This window comes from Veillonella nakazawae (genome assembly GCF_013393365.1).
Taxonomy (GTDB): Bacteria; Bacillota; Negativicutes; order Veillonellales; family Veillonellaceae; genus Veillonella; species Veillonella nakazawae.
The window spans coordinates 907,051-920,598 of the sequence record NZ_AP022321.1; the positions used below are offsets into that span (position 1 = coordinate 907,051).

The window sequence follows — 13,548 nt, forward strand, 5'->3', positions numbered from 1 at the left end:
GTAGCAGATAGTTGATATATCAACTATCTGCTATTTTTGTTGTCTTTTATATATGTTACAATACAATATGTATACTAATCGGAAGCTAGGTGATGAGATGCAATTAAAAGATGTAGGGGAATTTAATTTCATACGCCACATTCAAAATGATACGATACATGATTCGAGCACTGTAATTACAGGGATTGGTGATGATTGTGCAGTGTATCGTGCTACAGATGAAACAGATCAATTAATTAGTACAGATACGATGGTGGAAGGTATTCATTTTAGCTTTCGCTACATGAAACCTTATGATGTAGGCTATCGTCTCATGACAGCTAATTTAAGTGATATTGCTGCTATGGGGGGGACCCCTCGACAAATAGTTTTATCTGTGGCGACACCTGAATATGTTGATACAGCTATTTTAGATGAAATTTATAGAGGTATTAAAGATCAATGTGCTAGATATCATCTTAATATTCTTGGTGGAGATACGGTGCGTACGGAAGGACCTATGGTGTGGACTATTACCATCATAGGCGATGTTCCTACTGGCACTGCCATTATGCGCAGTGGTGCGCAAGTTGGCGATATTGTGGGCATTACAAATTATATAGGTTATGCTGCCACAGGTTTAGGTGCGTTATCCTATAATTTAGATGGCTATTCTATGACGAAGGTTGGTCATCAACGACCAGATCCACAAATTGAATTAGGCCAACAATTGAGACAACTGGGAGTTCATAGTATGAATGATATTAGTGATGGTCTCGGTAGTGAATTAAATGAAATTGCATCGGCTAGTAACGTATCTATTGTTATAGAGGAAAAAGCTATTCCACTTCATGAAGAAACTTATGAATTAGCTAAGTATTTACAGACTAATCCAGTGGATTATGCATTATATGGTGGTGAGGATTTTCAACTAGTATTCACGGCTCCTAAAGCATCGATTCCTAAATTAGAGAGTTTATCTGGCATTACTATAATCGGTGAAGTTATATCTGGACCATGTCATGTTCAGATGGTAACACCGGATAAAACGATTAAGACCATAGAAGCGAAAGGATATAATCATTTTCATGAATTATAAGGCACATGTTCAATTAGAAACTCATACAGTAGAAGATACACAACAATTTGGACAGTTAATAGGTAGATGGGCCAAACAAAGCGGAGAACCTTTATGTATTGCCTTAATTGGTGATTTGGGGACAGGAAAAACGCACCTATCCCAAGGCATTGCGAAAGGCTTTGGAGTTACAGAGGAGATTACAAGCCCTACCTTTGCAATCATGAATACTTATGATGTGGATAGAATACATTTATATCATTTTGATGTATATCGTTTGGATGATATAAGCGAGCTTGAAAATATTGGCTTCTACGAATATACAGAGGATTGCGTATCCATTGTGGAATGGGCCGATAAATTCCCAGATGAATTACCAGATGAAACATTATGGATTTATTTGACGCGCATTGATGATACAAGCCGATCTATCACATTAGGTAGTGATTACCTTTCAGAGGATGATTTAGTAGAAATAGGAGGCCCATATGTGGTTGGGAATTGAGACAAGCTCACTCGTTTCGAGTGTGGCTTTAATGGATGAGCATAACCTTATTGGTGAGTTGACTATCCAAGCTGGATTAACTCATTCTGAGCAACTAATACCTCACATTGATATGTTATTGCGTGCCTCACAAGTAAAAAAGAATGAGTTAAAAGGTATTATCGTTAGTATCGGGCCTGGTTCTTTCACTGGATTGCGTATTGGCATGGGGACTGCTAAAGCAATGGCTTACGCCTTACAAATTCCATTGTATGGTGTGATGACAATGGACAGCTTAGCTCATAATGTTTCATATACAAATCGTACTATTTGTACTGTTATCGATGCTCAGAAAAAGCATGTATATGCTGGTTTATATAGATATGAAAATAATAAACTAGTATGTAAAGAGGATCCATTTGTTATTGCTGCTAGTGATTTATTAGATAAATTTAGAGAAACAAAGGAAGAGGTTCTATTCTTAGGGGATGGCATCAAGCGCATTGAAAAGCTCTTAGAGGAAGGCGATACTAATTTGACTGTCCTAGATATTTCACAACGTATTCCAAAGGCAAGTTCGTTACTATTAGCAAGTCGTGAATTGATAGAACGTGAAGAGATATGTGATCCAATGGATATGGTTCCTTATTATATTCGTCGCTCTGAGGCAGAGGTGTTATGGGAGGAACGACATAAGGATAATCCTGAAATGTTAAATCAAAATCCTACTGTGGTAGTGACTGAAGCGGCAGGAGCAGAATAATGGAGATTCGGTTAGCGACTATCGATGATGTTCAGGTCATTTATGATATAGAACAGCAGTGCTTTTCAGTTCCATGGAGTTTTGAATCTGTACTTGCTGAACTTGAAGGGACCGATAATAAATTATATATGGTTATTTACGAAGATAATCATATTGTTGGTTATGCTGGTGCTTGGCTCGTATATGATGAAGGACAAATAACAAACATTGCCATTATTCCTTCTGCTCGTGGTAAGGGATATGGCTCAGAACTTACTAAACAATTAATAGATGAATGTTTCAAGAGAGGTATGCATGAAATCTTCTTAGAGGTACGCATATCCAATTTGCCTGCCTTAGCAATGTATAGAAATCTTGGATTCTCTGTTAAAGGGATTCGTAAAGATTATTATTCAGAGCCAAAAGAGGATGCTTATATTATGTCTCTCGTTTCAGAGGAAATAGAATGAGTATATACACATTAGCCTTGGAAAGTAGCTGTGATGAAACATCAGCCTCTGTCTTAAAGGATGGTCGCACTGTTTTATCTAATGTAATTTCTAGCCAAGTGCCGATTCATAGAAAATTTGGTGGTGTTGTGCCAGAAATCGCATCGCGTCACCATATAGAACAAGTTATACCTGTTATAGATCAAGCGCTACGAGATGCGAATGTAACGTTACAAGATATTGACCATATTGGTGTTACCTATGGTCCTGGTCTCGTAGGGGCATTATTGGTTGGTGTAGCTGCTGCAAAGGGATTATCCTTTGCTACAGGCATTCCTTTGGTACCAGTTCACCATATGGAAGGTCATATTTTTGCTAACTTCTTAGCTAATCCAGAATTAGAACCTCCATTTTTGAGTCTCGTTGTATCTGGTGGTCATACCATGCTAGTCCATGTGAAAGGGTATGAAGAGTTTGATATTCTTGGTCAGACTCGTGATGATGCAGCGGGTGAAGCATTTGATAAAATTGCTCGTGTTATGGGCTTCCCTTACCCAGGTGGCCCTCATATTGATGCACTTGCCCTTGAAGGTAATCCAGAGGCAATTGAATTTCCAAAGGCTTTAAGTGAGCCTGGTAATTTTGAATTTAGTTTTAGTGGTTTAAAGTCTGCTGTATTAAACTATTTAAATAGCAAGCAACAAAAGAATGAACCTATTAACCAAGCCGATGTTGCGGCGTCCTTCCAAAAGGCTATTGTTGATGTATTAGTTGAAAAAACGAAAGATGCAGCTCATACATTAGGTGAAACGCGTATTACCATTGCGGGCGGCGTATCTGCTAATAAAGGCTTACAACAAGCCTTAGAGGTTATGTGTAAGGAAGAAGGCTTTACCTATTACAAGCCTCATAAAATTCTGTCCACCGATAATGCTGCCATGATTGGTTGTCGTGCCTATTATATGGCTCAAGCTGGTAAGTTCGCCGATTTGACATTGAATGCAAAACCAAGTGTTGAAATTGGTCATGTATCTTGGAAAGAGGATTAATTGTGGATATCGGTCAAGATATTTTAAATACAACACCATTAGGTCCCTTACAAACCTCATTACTAGAGCATATTAGTAAACTTATATCCTTTGGCGAGTCATTGACCCGTCAAAGGATACAGATTTTTACGCCTCTTCTAGAAAAATCACAAGGTGATATGCAGCAACGTTCAGATATGCTATGCATTGAACGGACCGAGCAAGGTGTTATTACTCGACAATTAAAAGGAAATAATACGTGGCATTCTATGATGGAAAATGGTCAACCTCTTATTGGGGGAGAGCATGATCAACGACAACATGTTTTTCCTGTTGTCGATAATGGTGGTCGTATTATTGGGGGGATAGCTTTTACAGTATCTTCATCTATTAAAAAAAATCAATATGAACAAGAATATATCTTATCTGATACGATGCAACGCCTCATGCTGACTGCTACAGATGAGCAAATACAATCGTATGAGCCAATTTCTTATTTTGATGGTTTAATCATCTTTGATGATTCTCATAGAATTCTCTATGGTAATGAGTCAGCTATACAATTAGTAGATTTACTTGGATTTGATCGACGACTAGTAGGGTCATCAATTTATAGCAGTACCTTGAAAATTTCCGCCATACAACAAGTGTTGGATGATAGAACGATATACACTAGTGAAGAAATTTATCAAGATATGGTAATTCGTCAGCATATGATTCCTATTGCTATGGGACGCAATGAAACACGTTGTTTCCTCGTGCTTCACGATTGTACCCGTGAAAGTAAGCAGCAACAAGAATTGCTAGTAAAGAATTCTATTATCAAAGAGGTTCATCACCGTGTAAAAAACAATTTACAAACTGTAGCGGGATTACTACGTATGGAAGCAAGACATTCTAGCCTGCCAGAAGTTAAACAAGCCTTACAAGAGGGAATCAATCGTATTGAAAGTATGGCTTTGGTTCATGATATTGTGTCCCATTATGATGAGGATTATATTGGTATCCGATCAATCTATGACGAGTTATGTCGTTTGTTGCGCATGAGTATGATTCGACAAGACCAAGAGGTTACCTTTACCTATAGTGGAGAAGATATATTGATTTCATCCCATATGGCAAGTTATGTATCCCTCATAACTAATGAGTTAATCACTAATAGTCTTGAACATGGTTTAGATGGTAAAGCAGGGGAGATTCGTCTAGCAGTTTCGGAATTAGAGGAATATATTGTATTAGATTTTTCTGATACAGGAAAAGGGTTACCTAAAGATTTCTCTATTAACTCGAATAAGCGATTAGGATTAACTATCATTAATAATTTAGTTACCCATGAGTTAAAAGGGCGTCTATCTGTTAAAAATACTGATACCGGTGTTCTAGTGACAATACATATGAAGAAGGAGAAGTAAATGCGCGTTTTAATAGTGGATGATGAATCCCTTATACGTATGGATCTACGCGATATTATTGAATCCTGTGGTCATGAAGTTGTGGCAGAAGGGACTAATGGTGTTGAAGCCATCAAGCTTTGCAAAGAATATAAACCTGATATTGTTTTAATGGATGTAAAAATGCCAGAATTAGATGGCATCGAAGCAGCACGTCAAATTGGCTTTCACCATGAAGCACCAGTAGTTCTATTAACTAGTTATAGTCAACAGGATTTAATAAATAAGGCTAGAGAATCTGGCGTATATGGATATTTAATTAAGCCTATTCGTGAAGAACAATTGGTTCCAACCTTAGAAATGGCATTAGGGCGCTATCATAGTGATGCTGAGCTACGTGAAAAAATGGCTGAATTAGAACAATCATTAGAAGATCGTAAAATCATTCAAAAAGGGACCGGTATATTGATGGAGCTATACTCTATATCAGAAGAGGAAGCGTACAATCGTATTCGTGCCTTAAGTATGAAGAAACGAGATAGTATTGTTAATATCTGTAAAGCATTAATTAATCAAGTTTCAAAATAGATACAAAGACTAGTATAAGAATCAAAACTTATACTAGTTTTTTTGTGCCTAACATCAAATAAAAACTAAAAAGTCAAAAAATCAAAATTTCTACTTGCATTTATTTTGACATAGGTTATAATAATACATGTGATTAGCACTCGACTACTTAGAGTGCTAATGAATTGTAAATAATAACTAGTAAATAAGGAGTGACATCATATGTTAAAACCATTAGCTGACCGCGTTCTTATCCGTTTAGAAGCAAAAGAAGAAAAAACTAAAAGTGGTATTTTCCTTCCTGATACAGCAAAAGAAAAACCTCAAGAAGGCGTAGTAGTAGCTGTAGGTGCTGGTAAAGTTTATGACAATGGTCAACGTGTAGCTCCAGAAGTTAAAGTTGGCGATACTGTTATGTTCGCAAAATATGCTGGTAGCGAATTAGAAATCGATGGCGCTACTCATTTGATCATTAGCGAACGCGATATCTTAGCAGTATTATAATAGCTAATATATCTGTATAGAGCTAAACATACTATTGATACATTCTATATTGCCTACGGGCATATACATTCCCTTACATTAGATACTGTTATTATCTAGGAGGTAATACATATGGCAAAAGAAATCTTGTTTAATGAAGAAGCTCGTCGCGCTTTAGGTCGTGGCGTTGATCAATTGGCAAACGCTGTAAAAGTTACATTGGGACCAAAAGGTCGTAATGTTGTATTGGATAAAAAATTCGGTTCCCCAACAATCACAAATGATGGTGTAACTATTGCTCGTGATATCGAACTTCCAGATCCATTTGAAAACATGGGCGCTCAATTAGTTAAAGAAGTTGCTACTAAAACTAACGACGTAGCTGGTGATGGTACTACTACTGCAACAGTATTGGCACAAGCTATGATTCAAGAAGGTATGCGCAACGTAGCAGCTGGTGCTAACCCAATGATCTTGAAAAAAGGTATTGAAACAGCAGTTAAAACATTGGTTGAAGAAATCAAAAAACGTTCCATTAAAGTTTCTGGTAAAGCTGAAATCGCTCAAGTTGCAAGTGTATCCGCTGCAGACGAAGAAATCGGTGGCTTAATTGCTGAAGCTATGGAAAAAGTAGGTAACGACGGCGTTATCACTGTAGAAGAATCCAAAGGCTTGCAAACTGCATTAAACGTAGTAGAAGGTATGCAATTTGACCGTGGTTACATTTCCCCATACATGGTAACTGATCCTGACCGTATGGAAGCTGTTATGGATAACCCATACATCTTGATTACTGACCGTAAAATCAGTGCTATCGCTGATATGTTGCCAACACTTGAAAAAGTGGTAAAAGTAGGTAAAGAACTTCTTATCATCGCTGAAGATGTAGAAGGTGAAGCATTGGCTACATTGGTAGTAAACCGCTTGCGTGGTACTTTCAAAGCAGTAGCTGTAAAGGCTCCTGGCTTCGGTGACCGTCGTAAAGCTATGCTTGAAGATATCGCTATTTTGACTGGTGGTACTGTAATTACTGAAGATATGGGCCGCAAACTTGATTCTGTAGAACTTACTGATCTTGGTACAGCTCGTCAAGTTCGCATCACTAAAGATGAAACTACAATCATCGATGGTGTAGGCGATAAAGATGTAATTGCTAAACGTGTAAGCCAAATTCGTGCACAAGTAGAAGAAACAACTTCCGAATTCGACCGTGAAAAATTACAAGAACGTCTTGCAAAATTATCCGGTGGTGTTGCAGTTATTGAAGTAGGTGCTGCTACAGAAGTTGAAATGAAAGATAAAAAACTTCGTATCGAAGATGCATTGAACGCAACTCGCGCTGCTGTTGAAGAAGGTATCGTAGCTGGTGGTGGCACTACATTCATCGATATCATCCCTGCATTGAACACATTGGAAGCTACTGGTGATGTTCAAACTGGTATTAACCTTGTTAAACGTGCAGTAGAAGAACCTCTTCGTCAAATCGCTTACAATGCTGGTCTTGAAGGTTCCGTTGTAGTAGAAAAAGTTAAAAATACAGAAGCTGGTGTTGGTTTCAACGCATTGACTGAAGAATATATCGACATGGTTAAAGCTGGTATCGTGGATCCTGCTAAAGTAACACGTTCTGCGCTTCAAAATGCTGCATCCATCGCATCTCTTGTATTGACTACTGAAACAATCGTAGCTGACAAAGTAGAAGAAAATGCTGCAGTACCTGCAATGCCTCCAATGGGTGGCATGGGCGGTATGATGTAATCAACTGCTTAGCGCATAATCTATAAAATTTAGAATAATCCTAATGAATTAGGAACTTTATGTTCACTTTTTCATTAGGATTATTTTTATATATCTGAAAATTAAATGGTTTTTTGTATTAAATAGGTATAGAATATTTCTTGACTTTTTAGGTATTAAATTAGAAGATTATATGTGGTTTATCAAATCGATAAAATTGATTTTGTATACCACATATGTTATAATTCTATAGAATTTAATATTGAGTCTAGTTTGACATGGTAGTTTTTCTCCACTATAATAACGATATCGAATTATTTCGATTTTTGTTTTGGTTTGAAAGAAGGATTACTATGTTAAGCTTTATTTTTAAAAGTAAACCTAATTATATTAATTTTGGCCTCTTAGTTTACCGTTTGGCACTTGGTATTTCCATGTTTTATCATGGATATTTAAAGTACTTGAGCGGTGCTGAAGGCCTTTATAAAGTTGGAGCTATGTTGGCACCATTAGGTGTACCTGGTGGTTATGAAATTTTAGGTACTATGGCCGCATATGCAGAAATGATAGGTGGTGTACTTATAGTAATTGGTCTATTTACACGAATTGGATCTTTGTTACTCATAGGTACATTAGCAATAGCAACGACATTAAATCTTAGTGGTAGTTTCTTTAGCTGGGATTATCCATCTCAAATGGGCTTCGGTGCTCTTATGTTGTTCTTCGCTGGCGCAGGTCGCTATAGCCTTGATAAAGCTTTATTTAAATAATAATTAGGATAATAGACTCATCGTTTGATGGGTCTTTTATTTGTATAGCGAGGTTATTATGAACACAAAAACAGTTCCGTTTACAGCTGAACAATTAGAAAATATTATTGCCCAATACCCAACGCCATTCCATATTTATGATGAAGAAGGTATCATTGAAAATATGAAAGCATTCATTAATGCATTTTCTTGGAATAAAGGGTTCAAACAATATTTTGCTGTAAAAGCAACTCCTAATCCATATATTATGCGTGTATTACAAAAGCTTGGTGTAGGTGCCGATTGTTCTTCCTTAGCAGAGTTAATGCTATGTGAAAAAGTGGGCATTACAGGTCATGATATTATGTTCACATCTAATGACACACCATATGTGGAATATAAAAAAGCACTTGAATTAGGTGCTATCATCAATCTTGATGATATTACACATATTGAATATTTAGAAAAAAATCATGGTTCTTTGCCTGATACATTCTGCGTACGTTATAACCCAGGCTCCTTAAAAGAAGGGGGTAATACAATTATCGGCCTTCCTGAAGAAGCTAAATATGGTATGACACGTGAACAGATTCTTGAAGCTTATAAACAGTTGCAAGCTAAAGGTGTAAAACATTTTGGTATCCATACAATGGTTGTATCTAACGAGCTTGATATTGATGGCTTAGTTGGCACTGCTGAACTTTGCTTCAATCTAGCAGTAGATATTAAAAATGAACTAGGCATCAATGTTGAGTTTATCGATCTTGGTGGTGGTGTAGGTGTTGCTTATAAACCAGAACAAACACCAGTAGATTTCAATGCACTTAGTAAAGGTGTAGAAGAGGCCTATAATAGAATTCTTGTAGCTAATGGCCTTGGTGATGTAGCATTGGCTTATGAATGTGGCCGTATGGTTACAGGTCCATTTGGTTACTTAGTTTCTACAGCAATTCACAAAAAGGATATTTATCGTCACTACATCGGTTTAGATTCCTGTATGGCAAACCTTATGCGTCCAGCTTTATATGGTTCTTACCACCATATTACTGTAATGGGCAAAGAAAATGCACCTAAGGATCACGTGTACGATGTAACTGGTTCTTTATGTGAAAACAATGATAAATTTGCTATTCAACGTGAGTTGCCAAAAATCGATATTGGCGATCGTATCATCATTCATGATGCTGGTGCGCATGGTCACTCCATGGGCTTCAACTATAATGGTAAATTGCGCTCAGCTGAGTTGTTATTGCATAAAGACGGTTCTGTTACACAAATTCGTCGTGCTGAAACATATGATGATTTGTTTGGCACCCTCGATTTCTCTAACCTATAATTTAATATTGAGAATCGAATAGGATGAGAATGAATATTAATAAAAACCTATCAATATATGTAATATATGATATTCTTTTAATTCCTGTATATTTTAGTAGGAATATCTTGCTATCATTTAGATAAGAATGTATAATGATTATAGATTGTTATGCACATACTTGCTAAGTTGGCGAGAATTACGGCGGTATTCACGTTAGTGCGTACCGCCTTTTTATATGTGTCAATATATACGTTTTACATATAATGCTTGTATGTTTCTTATTAATACATACATTATGAGAAGGAGTGAACATTTTGGCTGAATTACTTCAGATAAAAGATTTAAAGGTATCCGTTGAAGGTAAACAAATCTTAAAAGGTATCAACTTAACAATTAATAAAGGTGAAATCCATGTTGTAATGGGCACAAATGGTGCAGGTAAATCTACACTTGCCAATGCTATTATGGGTAACACTACATATACTGTAGATAGCGGCTCTATTGTTTTTGATGGTAAAGATATTACGGAAGATGCAGTAAATGATCGTGCGAAAGCAGGTATCTTTATGTCCTTCCAAAATCCAATTTCTATTCCTGGCATTACAGTAGAAAACTTCATCCGTACTGCGAAATCTACAATTACTGGTAAAAATGTACGTGCTTTATCTTTCAAAAAAGAATTGAAAGAAAAAATGGATGAATTATCCTTCGATGTATCTTATGCACAACGTTATGTAAATGAAGGGTTCTCCGGTGGTGAACGCAAGAAAAATGAAATTCTTCAAATGTCCATTTTAAATCCTAAATTGGCTATTCTTGATGAAACAGACTCCGGCCTTGACGTAGATGCGGTTCGTATCGTATCTGAAGGTGTACAACGTTTCCACAACGAAGAAAATGCTGTATTGATCATCACTCACCATAACCAAATCTTGCAAAAATTAAAACCTGATTTCGTTCATGTATTGATCAATGGTAAGATCGTTAAAACTGGTGATGCTTCTCTTGTACGTGAAATCGAAGAAAAAGGTTACGACGCATACAAAGCATTAGCATAGGAGGCACAATGGAAGAAAGAAAGAAAACCCAAGTCGCGGATATGGACCGTGGTGTCTACGATATTAAGAATGACTTTGAATATTCTTATATTTCTGATGCTGGTTTAACAGAAGATATTATCCGTGAAATTTGGTCTAATAAAAATGAACCTGAATGGATGCTTGACTTCCGTTTGAAATCTTTAGAAATCTACAATCGCATGGGTATTCCAAATTGGATTCCTGATATTACTGGCTTAGATATGGCAAATATCCATACTTATGTTAAGCCAAAAGTAGATATGAAAGAAAACTGGGACGAAGTTCCAGAAGAAATTAAAAGTACTTTTGACCGCTTAGGTATTCCAGAAGCGGAAAAAACATCTCTTGCAGGTGTTGGTGCTCAATATGACTCTGAAGTTGTATACCACAGTATTCAAGAAGATCTTGTTAAACAAGGCGTTATCTATACTGATATTGAAACTGCACTTCATGAGCATGAAGAAATCGTAAAAAAATACTGGATGACATTGATTCCACCTACAGATCATAAATGGGCTGCTCTTCATGGTGCCGTTTGGTCTGGCGGTTCCTTTGTATATGTTCCAGCAGGCGTACAAGTAGAGATTCCATTGCAATCCTATTTCCGCTTGAATGCACCAGGTGCTGGTCAGTTTGAACATACTATGATCATCGTAGAAGAAGGGGCTAAATTGCACTTCATCGAAGGTTGTTCTGCTCCTAAATACGACGTATCTAACCTTCATGCCGGTGCCGTTGAATTGTTTGTAAAGGATAATGCTACATTGCGTTATTCTACAATTGAAAACTGGTCCAAAAACATGTACAACCTTAATACAAAGCGTTGTGTAGTAGGTAAAGGTGGTACTATTGAGTGGGTATCTGGTTCCTTTGGTTCTAAAGTATCTTGCTTGTATCCAATGAGTATCCTTAATGGTAAAGGTGCACATGCTGAATTCACAGGTGTAACATTTGCTGGCGAAGGACAATTCCTTGATACTGGTTGTAAGGTAGTTCATAATGCTCCTTACACAACTAGTAATGTAAACTCTAAATCTATTTCCAAATCCGGTGGTGCTGCTATTTACCGTGGCCTTTTGAAAATTGGCCCTAAAGCAGAACATTCCAAAGCGACTGTATCTTGTGAATCCTTGATGCTTGATGCAGAGTCTCAATCTGATACAATTCCAGCTATTATCGTAGAAAACGATAATGTGGATTTAGGTCATGAAGCTAAAATCGGTCGTATTTCCGACGAAGCGATTTTCTATCTCATGACACGTGGTATTAGCGAAGAAGAAGCTCGTGCAATGCTCGTTCGTGGTTTCGTTGAGCCAATCTCCAAAGAATTACCACTTGAGTATGCTGTAGAAATGAACAATCTAATCAATCTTGAATTAGAAGGTTCTATCGGTTAAGGAGGAATTATGAGCGAATTACTATTTAATGAACTCCCTAGACCGACATTCAGATGGTTGCGTGTTAACCATACTGTAAGCTCTCTAGCTGGAGAAGATACATCTGTACAATCCATCGCTGTGGAAGCGAATCAAAATATACTTTCACCATTACCTGCTGGTACAGCATTGCTAGATGGTAATTATGAAGGTGCCAATAAAGAAGCTGTTCAAGTATTAGTGGAAAAAGCGGAAGGTTATGCTATCAATATACCTGCTAAGGGAAAGGAAGTTGTAGGTATCCGCATTGATGCTAATGCACGTGTAGCTAACCGTTTCCAATTCATCGTTGGTGAAGGGGCAGAACTAGAGGTACAATTCTATGTAACTGGCGCTGGTGAAGCTTTAACAAATGTTAGTTATCTAAATGAATACGATGTAAAAGAAGGCGGTAAAGTTGTAGTGAAAAAGGTAAATCTTTTACCTGAACATGTACAACATATCGAACATCGTTATACAAAATTAGAAGATAAAGCAGATGTAGAATATATTAACATTGAACTTGGTGGTAGCGAAAATATTTTGAACTACTATCATGATTTAGTAGGTCAAGAATCTCGTATGGTTCATGATATTGCTTATCTTGGTAACGAAGAGCAAAAATTTGATATCTCCATGATTATGAGTCATGGTGGTAAAAAATCCTTCAGTGATATTCATACATTAGGTGCGCTTAGTGGCAATTCTAAAAAATCTTTCCGTGGTACTCTTGATTTCCTTCATGGTGCAACAGCTTCTGAAGGTGCGGAAGAAGATACTTGCTTATTGTTAGATCCAACTGTAAAATCTGTTTCTTTACCTCTATTATTGTGTAAAGAAGATAATGTAGTGGGCAATCATGCAGCGAGTGCAGGCCAAATTGATCATAATAAATTGTTCTATATCATGAGCCGTGGCTTTAGTGAAGTAGAAGCAAAACATATCATTGTAGAATCTATGATTCGACCTATTATTGATCGCATTGGTGATGAAACGATTGAAGAAGCAGCGTTAGCAGCTGTACGTAATAAAATTTAAAGAGGCGTTTT

The 13,548-nt window shown here is 37.0% G+C and carries 14 protein-coding genes; all 14 read left to right on the top strand.

Annotated elements, in window-relative coordinates; translation table 11 throughout:
- Window positions 1–97 precede the first annotated feature (97 nt).
- The gene (gene thiL / locus VEIT17_RS04010) at window positions 98–1,078 is read left to right on the top strand and encodes a thiamine-phosphate kinase (protein ID WP_178886009.1); all 981 of its coding nucleotides are present in this window, start codon (window positions 98–100) and stop codon (window positions 1,076–1,078) included.
- Window positions 1,068–1,562 carry a tRNA (adenosine(37)-N6)-threonylcarbamoyltransferase complex ATPase subunit type 1 TsaE gene (gene tsaE, locus VEIT17_RS04015; protein WP_178884837.1) on the top strand — a complete coding sequence of 165 codons (495 nt, stop codon included), beginning with the start codon at window positions 1,068–1,070 and terminating at the stop codon, window positions 1,560–1,562. Before thiL ends, tsaE begins: the two co-directional genes overlap by 11 nt.
- The gene (gene tsaB, locus VEIT17_RS04020; protein WP_178884839.1) at window positions 1,546–2,304 is read left to right on the top strand and encodes a tRNA (adenosine(37)-N6)-threonylcarbamoyltransferase complex dimerization subunit type 1 TsaB; all 759 of its coding nucleotides are present in this window, start codon (window positions 1,546–1,548) and stop codon (window positions 2,302–2,304) included. The genes tsaE and tsaB overlap by 17 nt, the downstream gene beginning before the upstream one ends.
- A complete protein-coding gene (gene rimI, locus VEIT17_RS04025) occupies window positions 2,304–2,753 on the top strand; it encodes a ribosomal protein S18-alanine N-acetyltransferase (RefSeq protein WP_178884841.1) in 450 nt (149 codons plus the stop codon). The genes tsaB and rimI overlap by 1 nt, the downstream gene beginning before the upstream one ends.
- Window positions 2,750–3,781, top strand: coding sequence for a tRNA (adenosine(37)-N6)-threonylcarbamoyltransferase complex transferase subunit TsaD (gene tsaD, locus VEIT17_RS04030; protein ID WP_178884843.1), 1,032 nt, complete (start codon window positions 2,750–2,752; stop codon window positions 3,779–3,781). The genes rimI and tsaD overlap by 4 nt, the downstream gene beginning before the upstream one ends.
- 2 nt (window positions 3,782–3,783) lie before the next feature.
- A complete protein-coding gene (locus VEIT17_RS04035) occupies window positions 3,784–5,172 on the top strand; it encodes a sensor histidine kinase (protein WP_178884845.1) in 1,389 nt (462 codons plus the stop codon).
- Window positions 5,173–5,739 (top strand): ANTAR domain-containing response regulator, encoded by a 567-nt coding sequence (locus VEIT17_RS04040; RefSeq protein ID WP_105085699.1) that lies wholly within the window; start codon window positions 5,173–5,175, stop codon window positions 5,737–5,739.
- 201 nt (window positions 5,740–5,940) lie between these two features.
- Window positions 5,941–6,222: a co-chaperone GroES gene (gene groES / locus VEIT17_RS04045; protein ID WP_004696047.1), complete on the top strand. Its 282-nt coding sequence runs from the start codon at window positions 5,941–5,943 to the stop codon at window positions 6,220–6,222.
- A gap of 111 nt (window positions 6,223–6,333) precedes the next feature.
- Window positions 6,334–7,959 (top strand): chaperonin GroEL, encoded by a 1,626-nt coding sequence (gene groL / locus VEIT17_RS04050; protein WP_105089275.1) that lies wholly within the window; start codon window positions 6,334–6,336, stop codon window positions 7,957–7,959.
- 332 nt (window positions 7,960–8,291) lie between these two features.
- Window positions 8,292–8,708 (top strand): DoxX family protein, encoded by a 417-nt coding sequence (locus VEIT17_RS04055; RefSeq protein WP_129823082.1) that lies wholly within the window; start codon window positions 8,292–8,294, stop codon window positions 8,706–8,708.
- Between the two features lie 58 nt (window positions 8,709–8,766).
- Entirely contained in the window at window positions 8,767–10,023 is a 1,257-nt protein-coding gene (locus tag VEIT17_RS04060) for a diaminopimelate decarboxylase family protein (protein WP_060924272.1), read from the top strand.
- Between the two features lie 296 nt (window positions 10,024–10,319).
- The gene (gene sufC, locus VEIT17_RS04065; RefSeq protein WP_178884847.1) at window positions 10,320–11,063 is read left to right on the top strand and encodes a Fe-S cluster assembly ATPase SufC; all 744 of its coding nucleotides are present in this window, start codon (window positions 10,320–10,322) and stop codon (window positions 11,061–11,063) included.
- An 8-nt stretch (window positions 11,064–11,071) separates the two neighbouring features.
- The gene (gene sufB / locus VEIT17_RS04070; RefSeq protein ID WP_178884849.1) at window positions 11,072–12,481 is read left to right on the top strand and encodes a Fe-S cluster assembly protein SufB; all 1,410 of its coding nucleotides are present in this window, start codon (window positions 11,072–11,074) and stop codon (window positions 12,479–12,481) included.
- A gap of 9 nt (window positions 12,482–12,490) precedes the next feature.
- On the top strand, window positions 12,491–13,537 hold the full coding sequence (locus VEIT17_RS04075) for a SufB/SufD family protein (protein WP_178884851.1): 1,047 nt from the start codon (window positions 12,491–12,493) through the stop codon (window positions 13,535–13,537).
- Window positions 13,538–13,548: the final 11 nt, after the last annotated feature.